We start from the raw sequence: 23,297 nt of genomic DNA on the forward strand, positions 1-23,297 counted from the left end.
TCGCCACGACCGTGTCGAAGAGCCCGCAGATCGCCGTGCCCTGCACGCCGCGAAACTCGCTCACGCGGCCGGCGATGTTGTCCGCGGCGATGCGTCCCTGCCGGTTCGCCGGACCCGCCAGCGGAATGAGCGTCTCGTCGCCGGTGACGAAATCCCGCACCTCGACGGCATCGCCCACCGCCCGGATGTGCGGGTCGCTGGTTTGCATGCGCGCGTCCACCCGGACCCCGCCCCGCGCGCCGATCTCCAGCCCGGCATCCCTCGCCAGTCGCGTTTCCGGACGCACCCCGATCGCCAGAATCACAAGATCGGCCTCGTGCCCGACGCCGGAGTCGGTGCGCACGCGCAAGCCGCCGTCGATCGCCTCGAAACCCGCCACGCCGTCGCCAAGCGCAAGCGTCACGCCCTTTGCGCGCAGCGGGGACTCGAGCAACCTCGCCATCTCCGCGTCGAGCGGCGGCATGAGCTGCGGCAGCCGTTCGACGATCGTCACCGCAAGGCCGCGATGCACGAGGTTCTCCGCCATCTCGAGACCAATGAATCCCCCGCCGACCACCACCGCCTGGCGCGCGTTGCGCCCGTCGATCCAGGCGCGCATCGCCACGGCGTCCGGCACGGAACGCACGGTGAAAACGCCCGGCAGGTCGATGCCCGGCAGCGGAGGACGAATCGGGGCCGCGCCGGTCGCAAGCACGAGGGAATCATAGCTCTCCTCGTAATCGCGGCCCGCCTCCAGATCGCGCACCGTCACCACGCGACGCTCGCGATCGATGGCCAGCGCCTCGTGCCGCGTGCGGGCGTCGATCGCGAAACGCGACCGGAAAAGCTCCGCATCCGCAATGAGCAGATCCCGGGTCTCCGGAATCACCCCGCCGACGTGATAAGGCAGGCCGCAATTTGCGAAGGACACGTGCGGCCCGCGCTCGAGCATCACGATCTCCGCCGACTCGTCGAGCCGCCGCAGGCGCGCCGCGCACGACGCCCCGCCGGCAACGCCCCCAATGATCACGGTCTTCATCTCGCGGTCCCGCCCTGATTCCACGGCATCTTCGCGAGCACGAGGGCCATTCCGCAAAAATCCGTCACTCCCGCAAAAACCAGACCGGCGCCAACGAAGGCCGACAGCCCGAAGAACCAGGGATTCACCGCGAAACCGAGCGCCACGCCAATCAGCACGAGCGATCCCGCGCCGATCCGCACCTGCCGCTCGATCGAGATCACGCCGCGCCCCCGTTCCAGCGGCAGCCCGGCGTCCTTCCAGGCATTCACGCCGCCCGTGAGGACAGAAAGATTTCCGACACCCGCCGTCCTGAGGCGCTCCGCGGCCATCGAGGCGCGCTTCCCGCCCTGGCAGACAACCACGCAGGGCCGGCCCGCCGCCTGCGCCGTCACAGCCGCGGCATCGAGCCGATCCAGCGGCATGAGCGCCGCCCCCGCGATGTGTTCCGCGGCGTATTCCCCCGGCGTCCGCACATCCAGCAGCAGCGCCGTCCCGCGCATCCGCTCCACTTCTTTCGCATCCTGCATTGTCAGATTCATGGCTTTGTGTATCTTTGATTCGCTATAAATCTATATCGCCTTACAGGAATATGTCAACAGAGGAAATTTCGCTGTCGGATGCGCAGATCGAAGAAGCCGCGCGGCTGTTCGCCACGCTATCGGAGCCGTCGCGGCTGCGTCTGTTGAAGACGCTGATGTCGGGCCCGCGCACGGTCGGCGAGCTCGTCGAGGAGACCGGGCTGAAGCAGGGCAACGTCTCGAAGCAGCTCGCCGCGCTGGCCCAGGCGAGATTCCTCAGCCGCGAACGGGATGGCAATTTCGCGCGCTACCGCATCCGCGATCCGCTCGTGCACGACCTCTGCCGCCTCGTGTGCGCAAAGCTCGAACGCGACGCCCGGGAGCATCTCGGCGCAATGAGCGGACGGTGAAAGCGCTCGACGGACCCGCCCGCGGGGCGGTTTGATGTCACCCCTTTCTCATGCGCCCGCTTCCCGGATTCCGTGACTTTTATCCCGAGGACTGCGCCCGCCGCGGCTACGTGCTCGACGGCTGGCGCCGCGTCTCGCGCCGCTATGGCTTCCTCGAAATGGACGGCCCCGTGCTCGAGTCGATGGATCTCTACGCCAAGAAAAACGAGAGCGGCGCCGAGATCCTCGGCCAGCTCTACAATTTCACGGACCGCGGCCAGCGCGACGTCGCGTTGCGGCCGGAGATGACCCCCACCCTCGCGCGCATGGTCGTCGCGAAGGAGCGCGCCTACCGCAAGCCGCTCAAGTGGTTCAGCACCGCAAATTTTTTCCGCTACGAGCGCCAGCAAAAGGGCCGTCTGCGCGAGTTCATCCAGTTCAACGCGGACCTCATTGGCGACGGCTCGACGGCCGCGGATGCCGAGGCCATCTGCCTCGTCATCGATCTCCTTCGCGAGTTCGGTTTTACGAAGGATGACTTCGTCATTCGCCTGAGCGACCGCAAGGCGTGGATCGCGTTCCTGGAATCGCGCGGCGTCGCGGATACGAAGGCCGTGCTTGCGATCATCGACAAGATCGAACGCGAGCCGGAGGAATCGCTCAACGCCAAGCTCGCGCCGCACAACCTCACCGTCGCGGAACTACAGGCCTTCATCACCGCCGGCAGTCCGGAATATTTCGCCCCGCTCATGGAGCAATTCGCCGCGCGCGGCCTGCGCGACTTCGTCGAAGTCGATCTCTCCATCGTGCGCGGCCTCGCCTACTACACCGGCCTGGTCTTCGAGGCGTTCGACAAGGGCAAGTCCATGCGAGCCCTCGCCGGCGGCGGCCGCTATGACAGCCTCCTTGCCGACCTCAGCGACGGAGCGGTCAACCTTCCCGCGATCGGCTTCGGCATGGGCGACGTCGTTCTCGGCGACCTCATCGAAGAAACCCCGCACACGCGCGCGAAGCGGGATGCCGCCCTCGCCGCCGCCCCGGCTGCGGAAGTGTATGTCGTCGTCGCCGACGAGGCGCGCCGCCGCGAGGCGCTCGGCCTCGTGCAGGCGCTGCGCGACGCCGGCTGGCGGACGGATTTCCCGCTCGACGTCACCAAGGTCGGCAAGCAGTTCCAGGCCGCCGAGGCCCTCGGCGCGCGATTTGCCGTCGTCGTCGGGCAGGAATGGCCGCTCGTGAAGGTGAAGACACTCGCCACCCGCGCCGAGGCCGCCGTCCCGCACGACGCGCTTGCCGACTGGCTGAAAAACCCGCACCCTTAACGGTTCCCGAAAATGTCCTACCGCACCCACCACTGCGCCGCCCTGCGGCCGTCCGATGTCAGCTCTGTTGTGACCCTCAGCGGGTGGGTCGATTCCCGCCGCGACCACGGCGGCGTCATTTTTGTCGACCTGCGCGACCGCGAAGGCGTCACCCAGGTCGTCTTCCGGCCCGAGGAACATCCCGCCGTCGCGGAGCAATCCCACGGCCTGCGCAGCGAGGACTGCATCACCGTCACCGGCCTCGTCACGCCACGTCTTGCCGGCACCGAGAATGCCAAGCTCGCCACCGGCGGCATCGAAGTCGTCGCTACGGCGCTCACGGTGCTCAACAAGTCCGACGTTCTCCCCTTCCCGATCGAGGGCAAGGTCTCGAACGAAGACCTGCGCCTCGAATACCGCTACCTCGACCTGCGCCGCGCCGACATGCGCACGAACCTGCGCCTGCGCCACCGCATCACGAAGGCGACGCGCGACTACTTCGACGACCAGGGCTTCCTCGAAATCGAGACGCCGATCCTCTCGAACCCCACGCCCGAGGGCGCCCGCGACTTCCTCGTGCCCGCCCGCCTCACGCCCGGCGCCTTCTACGCGCTGCCGCAGGCCCCGCAGCAATACAAGCAGCTGCTCCAGGTCGCCGGCGTCGAAAAATATTTCCAGATCGCCCGCTGCTTCCGCGACGAGGATCTCCGCGCCGAGCGCCAGCTCGAGTTCACGCAGATCGACGTCGAGGCCTCGTTCACAAACGAACTCGAGATCCAGACCCTCATCGAGGGCCTGCTTGCCCGCATTTTCCGCGAGACTAAGGGCGTGGAGATTCCCACGCCGTTCCCGCGCATGGCCTACCGCGAGGCGATGGATCGCTTTGGCTCCGACAAGCCCGACCTGCGCTTCGGCCTCGAGATCGTCGAGCTGAGCGACGTCTTTCGCGACTCGCAGTTCAAGGTCTTCCAGTCCGTCCTTTCCAGCGGCGGCGTGATCCGCGCGCTCAACGCCAGGGGCGCCGCCGAGAAATTCTCCAAGGAGCAGCTCAAGAAATGGGAGGAGTGGGCGAAGACCGAACTCGGTGCCAAGGGCCTCGCCTACATCAAAGCCTCGCCGACCGGCGAATGGGAAAGCCCGATCGTCAAATTCTTCTCCGAATCCGAGAAGGCCGCCATCAAGGAACGCCTTGGCTTCGAAGCCGGCGACGTCCTGTTCTTCGGGGCGGACCAATGGGCCGCCGCCAGCGAGACGCTCGGTCGCGTGCGCCTGCGTTGCGCGGAACTGCTCGAACTCACGAAAGGCAGCGAAGAGCTGAACTTCCTGTGGGTCGTCGACTTCCCGCTGCTCGCGTTCATTCCCGAGGAGAACGCCTGGACCGCCGTCCACCACCCCTTCACCCGCCCGAAGGCCGAGGACCTCGCGCATCTCGAATCCGGCGATTACGCCCACGTCCGCGCCGTCGCCTACGATGTCGTGCTGAACGGCGTGGAACTCGGCGGCGGCTCGATCCGAATCCATGAGCGCGACCTGCAGACGAAGATGTTTGCCGCGCTTGGAATCGGCCCCGAGGAGCAGCAGGAAAAATTCGGCCACCTGCTCCGCGCATTTTCCTTCGGCGCCCCGCCGCACGGCGGCGTCGCCCTCGGCCTCGACCGCCTCGTCATGCTGATCGCGGGGACGGAATCCATCCGCGACGTCATCGCATTCCCGAAGAACAATCGCGGCCAGGACCTCCTCACCCACTCACCCGTCACGGTCGAGACGAAGCTCCTCCGCGAACTGGCGATCCAGTCCACGGTGACGAAAAAGCCCTGAGGCCATGCTGCTGCGTGAACTGCCGGGCCTGATCGTAACGGTCAACCAGGTGGTTCACGCGCCGGACCTCACCGGCCCCGCGCGCAAACCGCACGTGTTCGTGTATTTCATCACGATCACGAACGAGTCCGACGTGACCGTCACGATCAAAGGCCGCAAATGGGTCGTGCGCGAGGCGAACGGGGAGACGCTGGCGGTCGAAGGCGATGGCGTGGTGGGCGAATTTCCCCGGCTCGAGCCCGGCGAGCAGTTTCATTACAACAGCTCGCACGGGATTGCCGCGGATGCGGTGGCGGAGGGCGCCTACCTCGGCCTCACCGACTCCGGCGAGGCCGTCTTCACGCGCATCCCGGCTTTCCGGATGCGCGTGCCGAAAGGCTGAGGCCTACTTCGCGAACTGCGCAAAGACTTCGCCAGCCTCGACGAGCGACTCCTTGCCGCCGATGTCGAACCACAGACCGGGCACCGGCCAGGTCTTCACCTCGGTGCGCTTGTAGAGCCATTCGATGAGGCGGCCAGGCTGATCGGGATTGTTGCCCTCGGCGATGTATTGATCGATGAAGGGCAGCGTGTCCTTGCGGTAGTAATAAAGCGCGATCGCGGAGAACGTGTCCACGGGCTCGGGCGATTTTTCGACGAATTTCGTCACGCGACCGGACGCGTCGAGCGTGATCGAGTTGTATTTTTTGACGAGCTCGAGATCACCAACGTCATACACGGCGACGGTCGCAGCGGCGTCCTTGCCAGCCACGGCAAAACCTTCGACGGATTCGCTAAAGAGATTGTCGCCGGCGACGACCATGAGATCTTTGCTGTAGAGGTGCTCGCGCTGGATCGAGAGATGAATGTCGCCGATGGCGCCCTTCTTGTCATCGTCGCTCGTCGAGCCGTCGTTGATGATCTTGAAGACGACCTTCGGATTGCGGCTCGAGTAATCATCAGCCCAGTTGCGGAAATCGGCGGCAAACTTGTTGTTCGTCACGATGTAGACGGTCTCGAGATCGGGGATCGGCGCGATGCTGTCGATGACCCATTCGATCATCGGTTTTCCGGCGACTTCGAGGAGGGGCTTGGCCTTGGTGAGCGTGAGGGGATAAAGCCGGGTCGCGTAACCGGCAGCGAGGATGAGGGCGTTCATGCCTCGCGAGTATGACGCATCCGAAGCAACCGCGGCAAGCGCGCCAGCATGCCAAAGAACAGGCGCGTGTGGGTCGCCACGAGGAGGAGATTATCGCGCAAATAGCGGAAATGGGTGACGCCGCCTGCCTCGCGCGGCGGGTAGCAAACCGGCACGGGAATATTGATCGGCCGCACGCCGCGCCAATACAGGCGCACGGCGAGTTCCGTATCGAAATCGAACCTCCGGGCCGTGCGAATCGACTCGAGAATCTCCACCGACTCGCGAATCGGATACACGCGAAAGCCAAACAGCGAGTCATCGATGCCACCCCAAAGCGTCGCCAGATTTGCCCACCAGTTTCCCACCCGTCGGCCCTTCACGCGCTCGGCCGGCGCGTCTTCCCCGAAGATCGGCACGCCGAGGATCATCGCGCCCGGTTCGCGGCGGGAGCGCTCGAGGAACGGCAGGATCGCGTCGACGCTGTGCTGGCCGTCGGCATCCATCACGAGCGCGTGCGTAAAGCCCTCGGCCAGCGCGGCTCGCAGGCCCACAAGCACGGCGCCCCCCTTGCCGGAATTCTGCCCCAGCACGATGCGTCGCATGGCGGGGTAGCGCTCGAGCAGAGGATCGAGTGCCGCGGCGCTGCCATCGGTGCTGGCATCGATCACGATCCAGACCGGCAATCCCAGCTCCGCGACCTGCCCCGCCACCCGGGCGAGCATTTCCCCGCTGTTGTAGCTGGGAAGCAACACGAGATGAGTGGCGGAAGGGGCGGACATGGCGAGTCGTGCACGGTGGCGGATGCGCGCCGGGGAATCGAGCCGGGATTTTCTGCTTGCCGGTGAGGGCGGGATTTGGCCCGGTCTGGGCCGCAACCGCGGCTTCGTCGTTCCCATGCACCAGCGCTGGCTCCTCATTCTTCTCCAAACCGCGGTCACCGCCGGGTTGCTCGCGTTCTTCTTTCACGATCCGAAGTTTCGCGCCGACGCGCTCACGGCCCTCGGCCGCGCGGACGCCCGCTGGCTCGCTCTCGGCATCGCGTTCGCCGGCATCGAGAATTTTCTCGGCGCCATCCGCTGGCGCATTTTTCTACGGATGCTCGCCATCGACGTGCCGTTCTGGAAAAGCGTGCAGGTCTGCCTCGTCGCGCTGTTCTGCAATACGTTCCTGCTCGGCGCGGCCGGCGGCGATCTTGTGCGCGCCGCGTATCTCGTGCGCCGCGGCGCGAGCAAGACCGACGCCCTGCTCTCCGTGCTGATGGACCGCGCCTGCGGCCTCGCCGCCCTCATTTTCTACACGGTCATCCTCGGCGCCTGGAACTACGAGTGGCTGACCTCGAACCCGCGCGCCGCGCTGCTCTTTCACGGCGTGCTCGCCTACGAGGCGGTGTGCGCGGTGGCGGTGCTGGGCGCGCTCGTTATTTCCGCTCGCGACCTCGCAAATCGCCTGCCGGGCTGGATGCCGTGCCGTGAATTTCTTCTGCGGCTGGCCGGGGGCTACGCGAAGCTCGCGCACGAATGGAGCGCCTCGCTGCGGGCGCTCGCGCTCTCCCTCGCCATGATCCTTGCCTACTTCGGCGTCTTCTTCAGCGCAGCCAAGGCCCTCGGCGGAAACATTTCGTTTTTGCACCTGGCCACGATCATGCCGATTGCAGACGTGATCAGCTCGCTGCCGATCAGCATCGGCGGCATGGGCGTGCGCGAATGGGTCTTCATCGGCCTGCTCGGGCCACTGGCCGCAATTCCTCCCGCCGTGGCGATCTCGATCTCACTGGTCGGCTATTTGCTTAACACCTCCTGGGGACTCGTCGGCGCCGCCATCCTGCCGTTCTACAAGGGCATCGTTCGCGAAGCTCGCAGCACCGGCGACTCGGTCAGCGCGCGGGCCCGGGGGGAAACGTGACACGGAAGCGATCGCCCGTCGCCACGGTGACGAGCTCGATCGCCCGCAGTTCCTCGCCGGCCTTTTCGTAGCGAACGCTGAACCGCCCCGTTCGCACGTCGCTCTCACCCGACGGCACCGAGGAGGCGCCGTCGAAGGCCTCGACGAGGCTGATCCAGCCCGCCAGCACCGCGGGAGCCGTATTCTCGGGGCCACGCCAGGCGCGTCCGGCGATTGCGCCGGCCGCAAACCATTCTCCGCCCCGACGAGTGAGCGTGAGCAGCGGGCGTTCCGCGCCCACCACCAGCCGACGATCATCCGGGCTGGCGCTTTGAAAAACGACGCGCGTGTGGAGGTCGACGCCCTCCCGTCGCCATTCCACGACGCCGGTCCTCGAAGACGCGGGAGCGAATGCCGGCGGAGGCGTGGCGCAACTCGCGAGACAGACTCCCGCGAGAAGGCTCGCCACGCCGCGCAGCTTCACCTCAGGCCTTCTTCTCGAGATGGCCGCCGAACTGGAAGCGCATCGCCGAGCAGACCTTCTCCGCCATCGTGTGCTCCTTGCGGGAGCGGAAGCGGGCGTAAAGCGCGGCGGTGAGCACCTCGCAATCCACGGCCTCGTCGATCGCCGCCATGATTGTCCAGCGGCCTTCGCCGGAGTCGGAAACGCGCCCGGAATAGTTGTCGAGCTTCGGATCCTCCGCAAACGATGCCGCCGCGAGGTCGAGCAGCCAGGAAGAGACCACGCTCCCGCGACGCCAGACCTCCGTCACGTCCGCAAGATTGAGATCGTAGACGAGATCGTGGTTCATCAACGGCGCCGTCTCGGCATCCGCCTCGTGATGCTGGTTCGCCACGTTCGCATTGAAGAGAATGTCGAGGCCTTCGCCGTAGGCGGCCATCATCCCGTATTCGATGCCGTTGTGGACCATCTTCACGAAATGTCCGGCACCCGACGGACCGCAATGGAGGTAGCCTTCCTCGGCGGTGCCACCGAGTTTCTCGCGACCGGGCGTGCGCGGAATATCGCCCACGCCGGGAGCGAGCGTCTTAAAGATCGGGTCCATCCGCTCCACGGCCGACGTGTCGCCGCCGATCATCATGCAATAGCCACGCTCGAGGCCGTGCGTGCCACCGCTTGTGCCGACGTCGAGGTAATGCAGCCCCTTCTCCTTGAGAGCGGCGGAGCGACGACGGTCGTCACGGAAATACGAATTGCCGCCGTCGATGATCGTGTCGTCCGGTTCGAGCAGGCCGGCGAGCTGATCGACAATCTTGTCGGTAATCGCAGCCGGAATCATGATCCACGCGTTGCGCGGCCGATCGAGCTTCGCCACGAGATCCTCGAGGGAGCTTGCCCCCACCGCGCCCTCGGAGGCGAGCTGCGCGACCGTTTCGGGATTCGTGTCGTAGACCACACAGGTGTGGCCTTGTCGGAGAAGCCGACGAACCATGTTTGCGCCCATTCTTCCGAGACCGATCATTCCGAGTTGCATGGTATTTTTCAGGTTGGAGTTTGAACTGAAACTGTCGTTCGTCCACGGGAACGAACAAGCACAATCGCCCCCGCGTTTGTGATAATGCCGTGCGTTCCGCTCAGCCCACGCCGGCAAACTTGCGAGCCCTGCGGCGCTCACGAACGATCACTCCGGCGCAGACGATGATCGCCAGCACGCCGATCCAGAACCACGGAATCCGCAGCGGCACCGTCGGCTTCGTGAAGACCACGAAAGGCGGCGAAGGCACCGTCGGCGTCCCGCTGGCATCGTAACCGACGATGAGCAGCGTGATGTGTTCGCCGGGGCGAAGCCCCTCGAGTGTCGCGCGCACCTCGTCGCGCACGAACCGGGGCTTCACGCGCGGCAGCGGCTTGTATTTGAAGACCGCCTCGCCCTTCGCATCGAAGCCGATTTCCCGCAGGATCAGTCCGTAGCGCACGATCTCCGGCGAGGTGCGTTTCCAGGTGAGATCGAGCCGGGTCTTCGTCTGCGCAAAGCCCATCTGCTCGACCGGCGGGAGATCATTCGTCTTGACGGGCGGCGGGCCGCTCGGAGCCACCGGCGACTCGTCCCCTTTTTCATGGTGCTCGGTGACCTTCGCCTTCATCGGAACGGAGAGCCTGACTCCGCCCATGTCGAACGCGAGGGCGCCATCCAGCGTCGCCGCGCCGGGCCGGGCAAACGAAACGGAAAACTCCCGCACCGCCCCGGGCGCAAGGGCTTCATACGAAGGATCGGGATCAAGCATCGTGCCCTCGGGATAGGCGGCGGTGAACTGTGCCGGCGAACCGCCGATGTTTTTCAACGTCATTTTCACCCGGCCGTAGCGACCCGCGGCCAGGGTGCCGAAATCGATCGCCTCGGGATGGACAATCATTCGCGCCGGCGAGGCCTCCACGCGCAGCGGAACGTCGAGTTTCACCTTGCTGCCGGTGATGGCAAGCGTCCCCGAAAGCGCACCGAGAAAACCCGCTCGGGTATGCACGGCGACCTGCGTCTCGCTCCTCGCCGGCACGGTCACCGTGTCCTGCACGATGACTTCCTTGGGAGCCTGGATCGTGAGCTCGCGATCCTCGTTCGAGACATTGCGCAGGAGAAATCCACCGGTCCTCACCTCGCTGTGGCCATCTCCCTCCACCCGCACCTCGCGCGGCACCACCTCGATCGGCGCATAGCCGCGCCCGGTCAGCGCGATCTGGAATCCTTCTCCGTGTGAAAACGTCCCTTCGCCGATGAATCGCCGATTATCCGTCGGCGTGAAAGTCACGGTGAAGCTCACGCTCTCGCCCTCGCCAAGCGAATACGATCCCTCGCCCTCCACCAGTTTCCACGGTTCCGGCACGGTGAACTCGCCGGTCAGCCGCCCGCCGCCATCGTTGCGAACCTCGAACGACTGGCGGGAAGAATCTCCAATCGCCGTATCCGGAAATTCCACCGTCGCCGGCGCGGTGAACACGGACGGCCGCTCCACGACATTCACGATCACCTCGGCCGGCGTCGACACGCCCGTATTCGGCGCCTGCACCGCGTAGCGGAAGCGATCCACCACCGCCCCCGCCGAGCGATCGTGCGTGTAGGTCACCACCGCCTCGTTACGGCCGACCGAGGTAATCGGCGAAAGCCGTCCCGCCTGCGGAGCGCGACGAATCAGGAACGTCAGCGGCTGCCCACCCCGGCTCACGCCTCGCAGCGGGATCTGGATCGACTCCCCCAGGAACACCTTCACGGCCACTGCTTCGGGCTGAGGTGGCGGCACCGTTGGCAGATCGATATCGGCTCGGGCGGCGCCCCCGACGAAGCCGCCCAGGAGAATGCCGACAAAAGCCAGCCGGCGCACGATCGAGGAAGGAAGTGAACTCAAGGCGGGGAATGTCGTTGAAATGTCGGAAGGCAGCAACTATGCGAATAGTGGAACGCCCGACCGACCCGACACAAGAAGAGCGATGCGATTTTTTTCCGGCCACCTTCCCGCCAGCCTCCCGGCCATCGCAGCGCTGTCCCTCGGACTTTGCTCCCCCGTTTTTGCGGCGCCCCAGACGGTGCCGCAGCCGGCTCCGCCGAAAACCAAGCAAAAGCCGGCCAGCGAACTCATTTCCAAGCAGGCGAAACCAAAGGTCGTGCCTCGCGTTCTCGAGACGGCGAATCCCTCGAATACCCGGATCTATGTTTCGCTTGGTAAACAGCGCGCCTACCTGCTCGTCGGCGACGAGGTCGCCATCGACACCCCGATTTCCTCCGGCAAACGCGCGGGAATGACGCCCAAGGGCAGCTTCACCGTGCTCGAAAAGGACAAGGACCATCGCTCGAGCGTCTACGGATCCTTCGTCAACAGTCGCGGGCAGGTGGTTCGCGCCGGCGTGAGCACCCGCATCGATTCCGCTCCGAGCGGCACCCGCTACGTCGGCGCACCGATGAAATGGTTCATGCGCCTCACCTGGGAAGGCGTCGGCATGCACGTCGGCATTCTTCCCGGATATCCCGCGTCGCACGGCTGCGTGCGCATGCCCGAAGATATCGCGCCCCTCTTCTACGAGCGGGTGAAGATCGGAACGCCCGCCGTCATCGGCGACTAAGGCAACGTGGCGAAATAGCCCGCGAGCGCAACCTCAGGGCGTGGGCGATGGCGATGGAGTCGCCACCGGAGCCGGCTTCGTGAACTCCGCCTTCAGCTGCGTGAGCATTTCCGCGACCTTCGCCTTCCGCTTGACGTCTATCTCCTTGCAGAGCTGCTCCTCGATCTTGCGACGTTCCTGCCGGTAACGAAGGGTAAACACCTCTCGTTGATCCGGCGTCAGGGTCAGGCCGGTCTTTTCGATGGCGTCATCGACGGATTTGCGCAGGCGATCCTGCTCCGCCGCCGCCCGGCGTTTCCAATCCATGCGCTCCTTGTCGCCCATGGCTTTCCAGCGCTCCAGATTCTCTCGAAAATGTTCCCGCTCCTTCGGATCCATCTGCTCGAGTCTCTTGCGGAAGCGCTTCATCGGGCTGTCGTCGTCATCCCCCTTGCACGATTCGTCGCCCTTTTTAGGCCCGTCCCATTGGGGACACGCATCATCTCGGCGAGGCGAATCGGAAGGCGTCGCAGCCGGAGTGGCCGAGGGTTCGGACTTCGCCGTCCCCAGCGGCAGGGCCGCCATTAATACGAGGAGGAGGAATCGAGCCATAACGAAGATTCGTAATTCGAGACCAGCAGATCGAGATTCTGGATCGTTTCGAATTCGATCTCGGAACTCGCCACGGTCGACGGCTGATCTCCCCGTTGTGCGCCCACCATCGCAATGATCCCAAGCGCCGCGCACACGCCCAGCGGAGCAAACAGCCGAACAAAACCTTCCCACCAGAACGGCGGAGCAGATTCCTCGGCCTCGATGGCCCTCAAGACCTTGCGCGCGAAAAACGGCGACGGCTCGACATCGCGGACCTGCCCGAGCAAGCGCCACAACGCGTCGTCTCGCAAATCGGAGTCGTCGGGATCGAAAGCACTCATGGTCAGACAGAGAAACCCCGATTCCGCGACGAAGTTCCAGAGAAATTTCGCCGCACCTGGGCGGAAGCCGCTACAGGTCCTGCGGTTCGAGGAAGCCCTCGAGCTGCCGGATACGGGTCGGGTGACGCATCTTGCGGAGGGCCTTGGCCTCGATCTGTCGGATGCGTTCGCGCGTGACCTTGAACTGGCGACCGACCTCTTCGAGCGTGCGGCTGTAGCCGTCCACGAGGCCAAAACGCTGCTCGAGCACCTGGCGCTCGCGCTCGGTGAGCGTGTCGAGCACGTCCTTGATCTTGTCCTTGAGCAGCACGATGGCCGCCTGGTCGGCGGGATTCTCGGCGCTCTTGTCCTCGATGAAATCCCCAAAGCTCGTGTCGTCGCTGTCGCCGACGGGCGCCTGCAGCGAGATCGGCTGCTGGGCCATCTTGAGGACGGCGCGCACGCGCTCGACGGGCAGCTGGATTTCCTCGGCAACTTCCTCCGGATTCGGCTCGCGGCCGTATTCCTGGACGAGCTGCTTCTGCACGCGAATCAGCTTGTTGATCGTCTCGATCATGTGGACCGGGATGCGGATCGTGCGCGCCTGGTCGGCGATCGAGCGGGTGATCGCCTGGCGGATCCACCACGTCGCGTAGGTCGAGAACTTGTAGCCGCGGCGGTATTCGAATTTCTCGACCGCCTTCATCAGGCCCATGTTGCCTTCCTGAATGAGGTCGAGGAAGGAGAGACCGCGGTTCGTGTATTTCTTGGCGATCGAGATCACGAGGCGCAGGTTCGCCTCGACCATCTCGGTCTTCGCGCGGAGCGCCTTGCGGTGCCAGTCCTTCAGATCGCGATGGCCCTTCGCGTAATCGGAAGGGGTGAGCCAAAGGCGCACCTGCATTTCGCGGAGCTGGGACTCGACGTTGCGCTTGGCCTTCGTGGCGTCGGCAGTCTTGCCGCTCTTTTTCGCGCGGTCGGACTCGTGCTGAAGGTTCTGAATCAGACGAAGGTTGTCATCGGCGAGCGCGACAAAATCCTCGATGACCTTCTGCTTGAAGAAAAATTTGGGGTAGAGCTTGCGGAGGAGGACGATGTTCTTCTCGAACGTCTTGCGGCTCGCTTCGGAGCCCTTGCCATCCTTCGACTCGGCGATCTCGCGGTAGGCCGCGGTGACAAGCTCGGTCTGCTTCTTGACCTGCTGGCAAAGGCGCGGGAGCACCTTCATGTAGCGCTCGCGGCTCTCGATCTTCTTGTCCTGAATGACGCGATCGAAGCGCTCGCGCATGTCGACGAGCTTCTGAGCAAGGTCGAGGTGGGCCCGGGCGACGAAGCCGAAGCCGTAAAGCGTCTCCTGCACCTTGATTTCGGCGTCCTCGATGCGCTTGGAGATCTCGACCTCCTGCTCACGGGTGAGGAGCGGCACCTGGCCCATCTGGCGCAGATACATGCGGACGGGGTCGTCGAGGATGTCGAGCTTCGAGTCGGCTTTTTCGTCCTTCTCCTCGTCTTCGTCGGACTTCTTGGAGCTGACGCGGTCCACGTCGGAGGCGTCGATGATCTCGATCTCGACGCTCTTCAACTGGGCCATGACCGCGTCGAGCGTCTCGGGATCGCTCACGCCCTCGGGCAGAGCTTCCTCGAGGTCGTCAAAGGTGACGTAGCCCTGTTCCTTGGCGAGTTTGATGAGCTCGCGGACTTTTTCCTGGATCGCCTTCTGGACGTCGGAGGGAGTTTTGGCGGGTTCGCCGTTCAAATGAGTGCCGTTCACGGAAGAGGTTTCTTTGGTTTTGGGCGCGGCGGCCTTGGGGGCAGCTGCGTTCACACCCGGGGTGGTTCCCTCTTTCTTTGCGGATTTCGCCGGCGCGGCGGCCTTCGGGGCCGGAGTCTTTGCGGTGGCCGCGGCCTTTTTCGCGGGAGACTTCGCGCTGGTGGCGGGCTTGCGCGCGGGCGCAGCCGTCTTGGATTTCGGGCCAGTCGCAGCGCGGGCCGGCTTTTTGGCCCGGGCCGCAAGCGGAGCCGCCTTCACCACGGGACGCGCGGTCTTCGCGACCGGGCGTTTGGAAACAACGGCCTTTGCAGCCACCCGCTTCGAGGCGGGCGCGGGGCGCTTGGCCTTGGCCACCACGGCAGGCTTCGCTTTCGCGACAGACTTCGCCTTGGCCACGGGCCGCACTGGAGCGGCTTTGGCTTTGGGGGGGGACGAAGGACGACGGGCAGGCGCGGGCTTGCTCTTGGAGACTTTGTTTGTGGATTTCAAGAAGGGTTGGGCGGCAGCTTCGGCAAGAAAAAAGGCCTTCAAACCTGACCCAGCCTTTTTTGGAGGTCAAGGATTTGTTTATGAATCAATCCCACCTCCTCGAGGGGAGTGTCAGGATGCCGCATTCGCGCCTGAAGGGCAGCCATTTCTTTCGCGAGCTGATGCCGAAGGAGTCCGCTCCAGGCATCGGTCGCCACCTGGACGGGACTGCCCGGCAGTTTTCCGAGATGCAATCCGGCGAGAACCCGCTCCATCGAAGGTGGCAGTGTGGCGACGAAGGAACTGAAAGCGGCCGCGTCCTCGAGCGGGACATCGGCCTGGATCAGCCGATCGACCATTGCAAACTCCCCGCCAAAGCTGGCGACCGGGTCGGGTCGACTCCGCATCCATTCCCGGGCTTCCGGTGAGAGAATGGCCAGCCGGCAGAGCAGGCGCGCCGACTCCGACAGCTCGAGGACCTCGTCGGGTTCGTCCGCCCCTCCGCGCACGAATTCCGGCTCCACTTCGAGAGTCGGCGTCGGCGCGGACTTCACGAGTTCGGCGAAGGCGGCATCGGTGAGCGAAAGACGCGCCCGGACCCGGGCGGTGACCGCCTCTCGAAGCGCGAGATCGTCGATGAGCCGCACGAATCCCGCCAGTTTGCGGGCGAGATTGGCGCGCTGGCGGGGAGTCGCTCCCGGCACGAGTTCCTCCGCCATCGCGTCTTCGAAATAATCCCGCGCCTCGGCGATCACGGCGCGCAGGGCGTCCGCGCCATGTTTGCGCACGAGCGAGTCGGGATCCTCGCCGGCCGGCACCCGGGCGACGCGCACCGACAGCCCCACCGAGAGCAACGCCGGCAGCGAGCGCTCCACCGCCTTGCGGCCGGCGGCATCCGAGTCGAAGCACAGCACGACGGATTCCGCGAAACGCCGGAGCAATCGCGCCTGCTGGGGCGTGAAGGCCGTGCCCTGCGGCGCGGTGACGTTTTGCACCCCCGCCTCGAAGGCCGCAATCATGTCGAGCTGCCCCTCGCAAACCACCGCCTCGTTCGCGTTGATGATCGCACGCTTGCTCTTTTCGAGGCCGAACAGCACGCGACCTTTCGTGAAGATCGGCGTCTCCGGCGAGTTCACGTATTTGGCGGGATCGTCGCCGAGCGTGCGTCCGCTGAAGCCGATGACCTCCCCGAAATCGTTGCAGATCGGAAACATCACGCGGTTGCGAAAGCGATCGTAGGGACGCGCGCCCGCCTCGTCCTTTACGCTCACGAGACCGCTGCGCACGATCTCCTCGTTGGAATACTTCTTCGATCGCAGCAGACCGATCAGCGCGTCCCACGACTCGGGCGCGTAGCCGAGCCGCCAGCGACCGGCGACTTCGGAGCTGAAGCCGCGTCCCTTCAGATACTCTCGCGCCGGCGCCGCAAATTTCTGCCGCATGAGATTCCCGTGGAACCAGGCCGCCGCGTCCCGGTGCAGCGCGAGCAGGCGATCCTTCTCGCCTCGGCGGGCCTGATCCCCCTCGGATTCCTCGGCAATCGGGATGCCCGCGCGCGCGGCAAGCCGGCGAACGGCGGTCGGGAAGTCGACGTTCTCGTATTGCGTGATGAACCGAAAGACGCTGCCGCCTTCGCCGCAACCGAAGCATTTGAATGTCTGCCGGGCGGGGTTTACGTGCAGGGACGGCGTCTTTTCGTTGTGGAAGGGGCACAGCCCTTTCCAGTTCGCTCCGGCTCGCTTGAGCTGCAGGTAGCTTCCGATCACGTCCACCACGTCGCTCGCCGCGGCGACGCGCTGGATGGTGTCTTCGGAAATGCGGGGCATGACGTTGAATTGCGGGAGCGGAAGGACTATTTACAGCAGGAGGCAAACGACGCGAAGACTTATGAAATTCCTCTCCATCCTGTTTGCCTTTGCGCTTCTCGCGGGCGGCATCGTCCCGTCCCACGCCGCCACCGGCGAAGTCGTCGTCGTGCCAATGGAAGGCGCCATCTCCTCCGCGCAGACCGCCTTCATCCGCCGCACGCTCAAGCAGGCCGAGACCGACGGTGCCTCCGCCTACGTGATCGAGATGAACACCCCCGGCGGCGAACTCCAGGCCGCGGTGGACATCCTTCAACTCCTCCTCAAGGCCCGCATCCCGACCTACACGTGGGTGAACTCGAATGCCGGCAGCGCGGGCGCGCTCATCGCGCTCGGCACGGACCATATCTACATGGCGCCGGTGAGCGCCATTGGCGCGGCGGCCCCGGTTTCCGGCGAAGGGGCGGACATTCCCGAGACGCTGAACCTGAAGATCGTCTCGTATTTTTCCGGCTACTTTCGCAGCGCCGCCGAAGCGAAGGGACGAAATCCCGGCCTCGCCGAGGCGTTCATCGACAAGGACAAGGAGTTCAAGATCGGCAACGACGTGCTGAAGACGAAAGGCTCCCTGCTCACGCTCAGCGCGCAGGAGGCGACGCGGAAATTCGATGGCAAGCCGCTCCTCGCCGACGGCATCGCGGGCTCCATCGATCAGCTCAAGTCGGAAGCGAAGCTCACCGGGCCGACCTCCAAGCTGGAGCCGAGCGGCTTCGAGCGAATCGCCCAATGGATCACCGTGCTTGCGCCGCTCTTTCTCATCGCCGGCATCGCCGCGGCCTACATGGAGTTCAAGGCGCCGGGCTTCGGCGTGGCCGGCTTCCTTTCCCTCGCCTGCTTCGCGATCTTTTTCCTCGGGCACTACATCGCCGGCCTCACCGGGCTGGAGGTGATCGTCGTGTTTGCCCTCGGCGTTGGGCTCGTGCTCGTCGAACTGCTGTTTTTCCCCGGCGTGACGATCGTCGCAGCGCTCGGCGTGGCCCTGATGCTCGGCTCGGCCCTGTTCGCAATGATCGACTACTTCCCCGGCGACCCCGTGATTCCCAGCCCCGAACTCCTGCTCCGGCCGGCGCTCAATCTCACCATCGCGCTCGTCGTCTCGACCTTCGTTATCGCCATGCTCGCGCGTTTTTTCCCCAGCATGCCCGGGTTCCGCCGCGTGATCCTGCCCGCCGCCGTGGCCACCGGCCCCTCGATCGCGGCCCCAGCCGTCGCCACGGTGGGCGACCTCGGCGTCGCCCGGTCGATCCTCCGGCCGGCCGGCAAGGCGGAAATCGCCGGCGCGCTCGTGGATGTCGTGACCGAGGGCGAATTCCTCGAGGCCGGCTCGCCGCTGCGGGTGCTCGCGGTCGAGGGTGGCCGCGTGATGGTCGGCAGGGCCTAGCCGAAGAGCAACCGCACGGCCGCGAGCATGGTGAACGCGATCAGCAATGCCTCGAAGAGCTGCTGATTGATCCGCGCAAGCAGCCACTTCCCGAAGAAGGCCCCGGCGGCGACGAGCGGAGCGAGCGCAAGCGTGAGCAGCAGCGACGGGCCGTTGATCAGCCCAAGCGCCACACTGAAGGGCACCTTCGAGAGATTGATCACGCAGAAGAACCACGCGCTCGTGCCAACGAGTTCCATCTTGGGAAGTCGGCACGCGAGCAGGTAGATCGCCATGATCGGCCCGGCGGCATTCGCCACCATCGTGGTCACGCCGCCGGTAAATCCCGCCAGCCACGCCATTGTCGGATGCCCGCTCGCCGCCGTGGCGAGCGCGGGGCGCGCCCGCTGCACGAGGAGGAGCGCGATCAGGGCGAGCGTGATCCCGCCCAGCAGCGGGCGAAACCGCGTCTCCGGCACGAGGGGCATGATCAGCCAGCCGACGACGATTCCGAGAAGCGCTGTCGGCAGCAGGCGCAGGATCACCCGCCAGTTCGCGTGCCGGCTGAAGGCCAGCACCGCAACCACGTCTGCGACGATCAGGATCGTCAGCAACGCCCCGGTCGACTCGCGCGCCGGCATCACGAGCGCCATCAGCACCAGCCCCACCGTGCCCATGCCGCTGAATCCCGTCTTCGCCATGCCCGCACTCAGCGCAACCGCCGCGCAAAGCAGCCATTGGGTGAGAGTGAAGTGAGCAAGATCCATCGGGCGGGCGCAGCATCGGCCTTGTGACGGAATTTTCCCAACTTTTCCTCTGTGCCCTCCGCGATCGCTGTGGTTAATCCATCCCCATGAAGATCGTTGTCGCATACTCGGGCGGGCTGGATACGTCCGTGCTCCTCACCTGGCTCAAGGACACCTATTCGGCCGAAGTCGTCGCGTTCTGCGCGGACATCGGACAGGAAGAGGAACTCGACGGCCTCGAGGAAAAGGCACTCAAGACTGGCGCCAGCAAATGCTACGTCGACAATCTCCAGGCCGAGTTCGCGAGCGATTTCATCTACCCGATGATGGCCGCCGGCGCGATCTACGAGGGCCAGTATTTTCTCGGAACCTCGATCGCCCGCCCGCTCATCGCGAAGCGCATGGTCGAGATTGCCCAGGCCGAAGGCGCCGACGCCATTGCCCACGGCGCCACCGGCAAGGGCAACGACCAGATCCGCTTCGAGCTCACCGCCGCAGCCCTCGCGCCATCGTTGCAGGTCATCGCCCCGTGGCGGCAGGAGCGCTTCCGCGCGCAATTCCCCGGCCGCGCCGAGATGATCGCCTACTGCGCCGAGCACGGCATCAACATCCAGGCCAGCGCCAGCAAGCCCTATTCGATGGACCGCAACCTCCTGCACATCTCGTATGAGAGCGGCATTCTGGAGGACCCCTGGTTCGACGCCAGCTCGCCCGAGAACAAGGGCATGTTCAAGCTCTCGGTCGATCCCGCGGACGCCCCCGACGAGGCGGAATACGTCGAACTCGGCTTCCTCGCCGGCAACTGCGTCGCGATCAATGGCGAAGCCCTCGACCCGCTCGCGGTCATGAAAAAGCTCAATGCCCTCGGCGGCAAACACGGCGTCGGCCGCGTCGACATGGTGGAAAACCGCTTCGTCGGCATGAAGTCGCGCGGCGTTTACGAGACGCCCGGCGGCGCCATCCTGCACTTCGCGCACCGGCAGATGGAATCCCTCACGATGGACCGCGAGGTCATGCACCTGCGCGACTCGCTCATCCCGAAATACGCCACGCTCGTCTACAACGGCTTCTGGTTCGCCCCCGAGCGCGAGGCGCTGCAGGCGCTTGTCACCGAGTCGCAGAAGACGGTCACCGGCGACGTGCGCGTGAAGCTCTACAAGGGCAACATCATCGCCGCCGGCCGTCGCAGCCCGGTCAGCCTCTACAATCCGCACATCGCGACGATGGAGGCCGACCCGACGCAGGCCTACGATCAGGGCGACGCCACCGGCTTCATCCGCCTGAACGCCCTGCGACTCAAGGTCGAGGCCCAGGTCGCCAGCAGCTAGGCACCCTGGCGTCTCCTCACCCGAAATAGGGCGAAACACCCCAAAGATTTCGCTCGCTGAACATCAGGGACATTCTCATGATTTTGGGTAAATCCTCATTGCCATGAAAACCACCGTTCTCTCCTCCGTTCGCATTCTGGGATTAGTCGTCGCCCTCGCCTTCACCGGCCAGGCTTTCGCCGGCAGCACGGCGAAGCTCGCCGGCACGTTCGAGGGCGACTACACCGCCGCCGGCAGCATTCCTCCCTACTCCGGCGATTCCGCCGGCACCACGACCGCGAAGTTCAAGGCCACTTCCGGCAACAAAGCCGGCAAGCTCACCCTCAACGGCGTGGATACCAAGAACGGCGGCGCAACCTACAGCGCGACTCTCACCTTCAAGTCGGACGGCACCGCCACAACGACGGCCATCGTTCCGGGCCTCGTGGACCTCGCCGGCACCGGCACCTGGAAGCTCGCCGGAAACAAAATCAAGTTCACCTTCTCGGCCAGCACCCCGGTCGGCTCCATCGAAGCCAAAGGCACCATCAAGGTCGCCGGCAAGAAGATGACGATCTCCAGCACCGGCACCGCCAGCAGCATCTTCGGTTCCGGCAGCGGCAAATACGCCTTCAAAGGCACCAGGTAAAACGCCCTTCCCACGCCCGGACACGGTGCCTTCAGGGCTGCCTGAGGCACCTCGTTCAGATCCTTGACGTCATTTTCTCGGCGTGATCGGCGCCGGCCTGGCCTCCGCCGCGCTGATGCCGAGCACCAAAGCTCTCGCCTGATTCCGCGCGGCTTCACGCGGATTTCACCGGCACTTCATTTGTCCTTTCGCCGATCGCGCGGACACTCGTCCCCGTGTCGATCACGCGCCGAGCCTTTCTCAAACGCACCTTCGCCGCCGGCGCCTTCTTCGGCGTCGGCTCGGTCGCCTACGCCGGCGGTTACGAGCGCCACGGCGTGCAGGTCGTCCGCCAGCCCCTTCGCCTCGGCCTCTCCACCCCGCTTCGCGCGGCCCTGCTCACCGACATTCATTTCGATCCCCTCTACGAAACCGGGTGGCTGCGCCATGTCTTCGCGCTCGTCGCCGACGCCCGGCCGGACCTGATTCTTTACGCCGGCGACTACGTCACGAAAACCACCGCCCGCTTCGAGGAATTCGGCCGCATTGTCGGAAGTTATCGGGCCCCGCTCGGCGCCTGCGCCTCCCTCGGAAACCACGACCATTGGACCGATCGCTGGAGCCGGCGCGGTGAGGGCTCCGAAAAAATTCGATCGGTCTTCGCGGCCAACGGCATCCAGCTTCTTCGGAACGCCGTCGTGCCGCTGCCGCACAATCCCGGCTGGGCTCTCGCCGGCTTCGAGAGCTTCTGGGCCGGCCATCCGAATCGCAAACTCCTGACCCACGCGCCAGCCGACACGCAATTCATCAGCCTCGTGCACGAGCCGGACGCCTGGGACGTGCTCGTCGATCCTCGCATTCGTCTGCAGGTCTCCGGTCACACGCATGGCGGACAGGTGCGAGCCCCCTTCTACGGGGCCCTCCGCCTGCCCACATGGGGCCGCAAATACGATGCCGGCCTCTTTTCCCGGGGCGGGCGGCATCTCTACGTCAGCCGCGGCATCGGCACGGTGAACATTCCCTGCCGCGTAAACTGCAGCCCGGAAATCACGATCCTCGAGCTGACCTGATGCGCCCTCAGACGAGGCCGGCAACGCGCAGCGAATCGCCGTCGCGGTAGCTCATCCAGTGCCGGTAAGGCTGGTATTTCTTCGCCTCGGTGGCCGGCTTCACCCTCTCCTCGAGCGCGGCGAGCTGCTCCGGCGACATCGCGTGGAAGGCCGCGGCGAGCTTCGCATTCTCCCGCAACTGCGCGGCCGAGGTCACCCCGCTCACGATCGTCGTGATCGGCTGCGACCATGCGTAATTCAGCCCCTCGGCCACGGTCACGACCTTGTCGCGCACCGGCGCGGCGTTTCCGCCGAGCGTCTTCATCGCCAGCGGCGCAATGCCCTGGCGCACGACCTCCGGCAGCACGCGCCGCACGAAGGCATTCGAGTTCGCCTCGATCGCGGAGACCGGAAACTGGCAGGTGTCGAAAGGATACTCGTGCGCGAGCACCGCGAGGTGCACATCGGGATCGGTGTGGCCGGTGAAGCCGACGAAGCGCACCTTGCCCTGCTTCTTCGCATCGGTCAGCGCCTTCACCACGCCATTCTCCGAGAACCCGAGCTTCACCTGCTCCGGCGTCGCGACGGCGTGCCATTGCCACAGGTCGAGGTGATCGGTCTTCAGGCGCTTGAGCGACTCGTCGAGCATTCGCATTGCCAGCGCATAGTCGCCCGCCTTGTCGTGCGTGCAGACCTTCGACATCAGGAAAAACTGGTCGCGCTTTCCAATGATCACGCGCCCCATCAGCTCCTCGGCCGTGCCCCGGTGGTAGTCCCACGAATTGTCGAGGAACGTGGCGCCGACCTCGATCGCAGCCTCGATCATCTTCGCGGCCTCGTCATCACTCGCGATCCGCAACGCGTGCCCGCCGAGCGCGAGCATCGGCACCGTGAAATCATGTCGCCCAAATTTGCGCTGCGGCACGCGTCCGTCCGATTTGGTGATTTCCGCCGCGAAGGATCGCGAGAGCGGTCCGCCCAGCATCAGGCCGGCTCCGACCAGGCCGAGGCGCTTCAAAAACTCGCGGCGTTCAAAGGGGGTGGCTCGATTATCCATGAGAATCTCGGGTTCCTCGCACAAAGCCACCGAGCGCTCGTTCTTGCAAGTGCGGAA

General features: G+C 65.1%; 23 protein-coding genes. 10 read left to right on the top strand and 13 right to left on the bottom strand.

What is annotated here, in order from left to right; genetic code table 11:
- A partial coding sequence (locus VIM61_13735; protein ID HEY8901468.1) for an FAD-dependent oxidoreductase occupies nucleotides 1–1,018 on the bottom strand: 1,018 nt, incomplete at its 3' end.
- Complete coding sequence (locus tag VIM61_13740; GenBank protein HEY8901469.1) at nucleotides 1,015–1,539, bottom strand: rhodanese-like domain-containing protein; 525 nt, start codon at nucleotides 1,537–1,539, stop codon at nucleotides 1,015–1,017. The genes VIM61_13735 and VIM61_13740, both read right to left, overlap by 4 nt.
- A 50-nt stretch (nucleotides 1,540–1,589) precedes the next feature.
- On the opposite strand from VIM61_13740, the gene VIM61_13745 reads away from it, so the two are divergent.
- Genes VIM61_13745 through VIM61_13760 form a run of 4 tightly spaced genes read left to right on the top strand, consistent with a single transcriptional unit; the run spans nucleotide 1,590 to nucleotide 5,405 of the window.
- A complete protein-coding gene (locus VIM61_13745) occupies nucleotides 1,590–1,928 on the top strand; it encodes a metalloregulator ArsR/SmtB family transcription factor (GenBank protein HEY8901470.1) in 339 nt (112 codons plus the stop codon).
- Between the two features lie 50 nt (nucleotides 1,929–1,978).
- Nucleotides 1,979–3,226 carry a histidine--tRNA ligase gene (hisS, locus tag VIM61_13750; GenBank protein ID HEY8901471.1) on the top strand — a complete coding sequence of 416 codons (1,248 nt, stop codon included), beginning with the start codon at nucleotides 1,979–1,981 and terminating at the stop codon, nucleotides 3,224–3,226.
- Between the two features lie 12 nt (nucleotides 3,227–3,238).
- Nucleotides 3,239–5,023, top strand: coding sequence for an aspartate--tRNA ligase (aspS, locus tag VIM61_13755; protein ID HEY8901472.1), 1,785 nt, complete (start codon nucleotides 3,239–3,241; stop codon nucleotides 5,021–5,023).
- Nucleotides 5,024–5,027: 4 nt separating this feature from the next.
- Nucleotides 5,028–5,405: an ApaG domain gene (locus VIM61_13760; protein HEY8901473.1), complete on the top strand. Its 378-nt coding sequence runs from the start codon at nucleotides 5,028–5,030 to the stop codon at nucleotides 5,403–5,405.
- Nucleotides 5,406–5,408: 3 nt separating this feature from the next.
- On the opposite strand, the gene VIM61_13765 is transcribed toward VIM61_13760, so the two are convergent.
- Both VIM61_13765 and VIM61_13770 read right to left on the bottom strand, forming a co-directional pair.
- Nucleotides 5,409–6,161, bottom strand: coding sequence for a nucleotidyltransferase family protein (locus tag VIM61_13765; protein ID HEY8901474.1), 753 nt, complete (start codon nucleotides 6,159–6,161; stop codon nucleotides 5,409–5,411).
- Nucleotides 6,158–6,922, bottom strand: a complete 765-nt coding sequence (locus tag VIM61_13770) for a glycosyltransferase family 2 protein (GenBank protein ID HEY8901475.1) — start codon at nucleotides 6,920–6,922, stop codon at nucleotides 6,158–6,160. Before VIM61_13770 ends, VIM61_13765 begins: the two co-directional genes overlap by 4 nt.
- A gap of 22 nt (nucleotides 6,923–6,944) precedes the next feature.
- Between VIM61_13770 and VIM61_13775 the strand changes: the two genes are divergently transcribed.
- Nucleotides 6,945–8,045: a lysylphosphatidylglycerol synthase transmembrane domain-containing protein gene (locus tag VIM61_13775; GenBank protein HEY8901476.1), complete on the top strand. Its 1,101-nt coding sequence runs from the start codon at nucleotides 6,945–6,947 to the stop codon at nucleotides 8,043–8,045.
- Here the strand turns inward: VIM61_13775 and VIM61_13780 are convergent.
- The 3 genes from VIM61_13780 to VIM61_13790 all read right to left on the bottom strand — a co-directional run bounded on the left by VIM61_13780 (nucleotide 8,017) and on the right by VIM61_13790 (nucleotide 11,384).
- Nucleotides 8,017–8,508, bottom strand: a complete 492-nt coding sequence (locus tag VIM61_13780) for a hypothetical protein (protein HEY8901477.1) — start codon at nucleotides 8,506–8,508, stop codon at nucleotides 8,017–8,019. The genes VIM61_13775 and VIM61_13780 overlap by 29 nt on opposite strands.
- Before the next feature lies 1 nt (nucleotide 8,509).
- Nucleotides 8,510–9,520: a decarboxylating 6-phosphogluconate dehydrogenase gene (gnd, locus tag VIM61_13785; GenBank protein HEY8901478.1), complete on the bottom strand. Its 1,011-nt coding sequence runs from the start codon at nucleotides 9,518–9,520 to the stop codon at nucleotides 8,510–8,512.
- A 100-nt stretch (nucleotides 9,521–9,620) separates the two neighbouring features.
- Nucleotides 9,621–11,384 (bottom strand): hypothetical protein, encoded by a 1,764-nt coding sequence (locus VIM61_13790; protein HEY8901479.1) that lies wholly within the window; start codon nucleotides 11,382–11,384, stop codon nucleotides 9,621–9,623.
- Between the two features lie 82 nt (nucleotides 11,385–11,466).
- Here VIM61_13790 and VIM61_13795 point away from each other — a divergent pair, with 82 nt between their 5' ends.
- On the top strand, nucleotides 11,467–12,096 hold the full coding sequence (locus VIM61_13795) for a L,D-transpeptidase family protein (GenBank protein HEY8901480.1): 630 nt from the start codon (nucleotides 11,467–11,469) through the stop codon (nucleotides 12,094–12,096).
- Nucleotides 12,097–12,129: 33 nt separating this feature from the next.
- Here VIM61_13795 and VIM61_13800 read toward each other — a convergent pair whose 3' ends face one another.
- The 4 genes from VIM61_13800 to dnaG all read right to left on the bottom strand — a co-directional run bounded on the left by VIM61_13800 (nucleotide 12,130) and on the right by dnaG (nucleotide 17,054).
- Nucleotides 12,130–12,687, bottom strand: a complete 558-nt coding sequence (locus VIM61_13800; GenBank protein ID HEY8901481.1) for a hypothetical protein — start codon at nucleotides 12,685–12,687, stop codon at nucleotides 12,130–12,132.
- Nucleotides 12,660–13,010 carry a hypothetical protein gene (locus VIM61_13805; GenBank protein HEY8901482.1) on the bottom strand — a complete coding sequence of 117 codons (351 nt, stop codon included), beginning with the start codon at nucleotides 13,008–13,010 and terminating at the stop codon, nucleotides 12,660–12,662. The genes VIM61_13800 and VIM61_13805 overlap by 28 nt, the downstream gene beginning before the upstream one ends.
- A gap of 70 nt (nucleotides 13,011–13,080) precedes the next feature.
- Entirely contained in the window at nucleotides 13,081–15,165 is a 2,085-nt protein-coding gene (gene rpoD / locus VIM61_13810; protein HEY8901483.1) for an RNA polymerase sigma factor RpoD, read from the bottom strand.
- 122 nt (nucleotides 15,166–15,287) lie between these two features.
- Entirely contained in the window at nucleotides 15,288–17,054 is a 1,767-nt protein-coding gene (gene dnaG, locus VIM61_13815) for a DNA primase (protein HEY8901484.1), read from the bottom strand.
- Between the two features lie 61 nt (nucleotides 17,055–17,115).
- On the opposite strand from dnaG, the gene VIM61_13820 reads away from it, so the two are divergent.
- Complete coding sequence (locus VIM61_13820) at nucleotides 17,116–18,474, top strand: NfeD family protein (GenBank protein ID HEY8901485.1); 1,359 nt, start codon at nucleotides 17,116–17,118, stop codon at nucleotides 18,472–18,474.
- Here the strand turns inward: VIM61_13820 and VIM61_13825 are convergent.
- Nucleotides 18,471–19,220, bottom strand: a complete 750-nt coding sequence (locus tag VIM61_13825; GenBank protein HEY8901486.1) for a sulfite exporter TauE/SafE family protein — start codon at nucleotides 19,218–19,220, stop codon at nucleotides 18,471–18,473. The two genes, VIM61_13820 and VIM61_13825, sit on opposite strands and share 4 nt — an antisense overlap.
- 86 nt (nucleotides 19,221–19,306) lie before the next feature.
- Here VIM61_13825 and VIM61_13830 point away from each other — a divergent pair, with 86 nt between their 5' ends.
- The 3 genes from VIM61_13830 to VIM61_13840 all read left to right on the top strand — a co-directional run bounded on the left by VIM61_13830 (nucleotide 19,307) and on the right by VIM61_13840 (nucleotide 22,204).
- Nucleotides 19,307–20,527 (top strand): argininosuccinate synthase, encoded by a 1,221-nt coding sequence (locus tag VIM61_13830; GenBank protein HEY8901487.1) that lies wholly within the window; start codon nucleotides 19,307–19,309, stop codon nucleotides 20,525–20,527.
- A gap of 103 nt (nucleotides 20,528–20,630) precedes the next feature.
- A complete protein-coding gene (locus VIM61_13835; GenBank protein ID HEY8901488.1) occupies nucleotides 20,631–21,155 on the top strand; it encodes a hypothetical protein in 525 nt (174 codons plus the stop codon).
- Between the two features lie 215 nt (nucleotides 21,156–21,370).
- Nucleotides 21,371–22,204 carry a metallophosphoesterase gene (locus VIM61_13840; GenBank protein HEY8901489.1) on the top strand — a complete coding sequence of 278 codons (834 nt, stop codon included), beginning with the start codon at nucleotides 21,371–21,373 and terminating at the stop codon, nucleotides 22,202–22,204.
- Between the two features lie 7 nt (nucleotides 22,205–22,211).
- On the opposite strand, the gene VIM61_13845 is transcribed toward VIM61_13840, so the two are convergent.
- On the bottom strand, nucleotides 22,212–23,240 hold the full coding sequence (locus tag VIM61_13845) for an aldo/keto reductase (protein HEY8901490.1): 1,029 nt from the start codon (nucleotides 23,238–23,240) through the stop codon (nucleotides 22,212–22,214).
- Nucleotides 23,241–23,297: the final 57 nt, after the last annotated feature.

It is taken from the genome of Chthoniobacterales bacterium, from assembly GCA_036569045.1.
Lineage (GTDB): Bacteria > Verrucomicrobiota > Verrucomicrobiia > Chthoniobacterales > JAATET01 > JAATET01.

Coding starts and splice junctions, on each gene's coding strand:
- VIM61_13740 (HEY8901469.1), bottom strand. CDS start 1,539: ATGAATCTGACAATGCAGGATGCGAAAGAAGTGGAGCGGATGCGCGGG.
- VIM61_13745 (HEY8901470.1), top strand. CDS start 1,590: ATGTCAACAGAGGAAATTTCGCTGTCGGATGCGCAGATCGAAGAAGCC.
- hisS (HEY8901471.1), top strand. CDS start 1,979: ATGCGCCCGCTTCCCGGATTCCGTGACTTTTATCCCGAGGACTGCGCC.
- aspS (HEY8901472.1), top strand. CDS start 3,239: ATGTCCTACCGCACCCACCACTGCGCCGCCCTGCGGCCGTCCGATGTC.
- VIM61_13760 (HEY8901473.1), top strand. CDS start 5,028: ATGCTGCTGCGTGAACTGCCGGGCCTGATCGTAACGGTCAACCAGGTG.
- VIM61_13765 (HEY8901474.1), bottom strand. CDS start 6,161: ATGAACGCCCTCATCCTCGCTGCCGGTTACGCGACCCGGCTTTATCCC.
- VIM61_13770 (HEY8901475.1), bottom strand. CDS start 6,922: ATGTCCGCCCCTTCCGCCACTCATCTCGTGTTGCTTCCCAGCTACAAC.
- VIM61_13775 (HEY8901476.1), top strand. CDS start 6,945: ATGCGCGCCGGGGAATCGAGCCGGGATTTTCTGCTTGCCGGTGAGGGC.
- gnd (HEY8901478.1), bottom strand. CDS start 9,520: ATGCAACTCGGAATGATCGGTCTCGGAAGAATGGGCGCAAACATGGTT.
- VIM61_13795 (HEY8901480.1), top strand. CDS start 11,467: ATGCGATTTTTTTCCGGCCACCTTCCCGCCAGCCTCCCGGCCATCGCA.
- VIM61_13800 (HEY8901481.1), bottom strand. CDS start 12,687: ATGGCTCGATTCCTCCTCCTCGTATTAATGGCGGCCCTGCCGCTGGGG.
- VIM61_13805 (HEY8901482.1), bottom strand. CDS start 13,010: ATGAGTGCTTTCGATCCCGACGACTCCGATTTGCGAGACGACGCGTTG.
- dnaG (HEY8901484.1), bottom strand. CDS start 17,054: ATGCCCCGCATTTCCGAAGACACCATCCAGCGCGTCGCCGCGGCGAGC.
- VIM61_13820 (HEY8901485.1), top strand. CDS start 17,116: ATGAAATTCCTCTCCATCCTGTTTGCCTTTGCGCTTCTCGCGGGCGGC.
- VIM61_13825 (HEY8901486.1), bottom strand. CDS start 19,220: ATGGATCTTGCTCACTTCACTCTCACCCAATGGCTGCTTTGCGCGGCG.
- VIM61_13830 (HEY8901487.1), top strand. CDS start 19,307: ATGAAGATCGTTGTCGCATACTCGGGCGGGCTGGATACGTCCGTGCTC.
- VIM61_13835 (HEY8901488.1), top strand. CDS start 20,631: ATGAAAACCACCGTTCTCTCCTCCGTTCGCATTCTGGGATTAGTCGTC.
- VIM61_13845 (HEY8901490.1), bottom strand. CDS start 23,240: ATGGATAATCGAGCCACCCCCTTTGAACGCCGCGAGTTTTTGAAGCGC.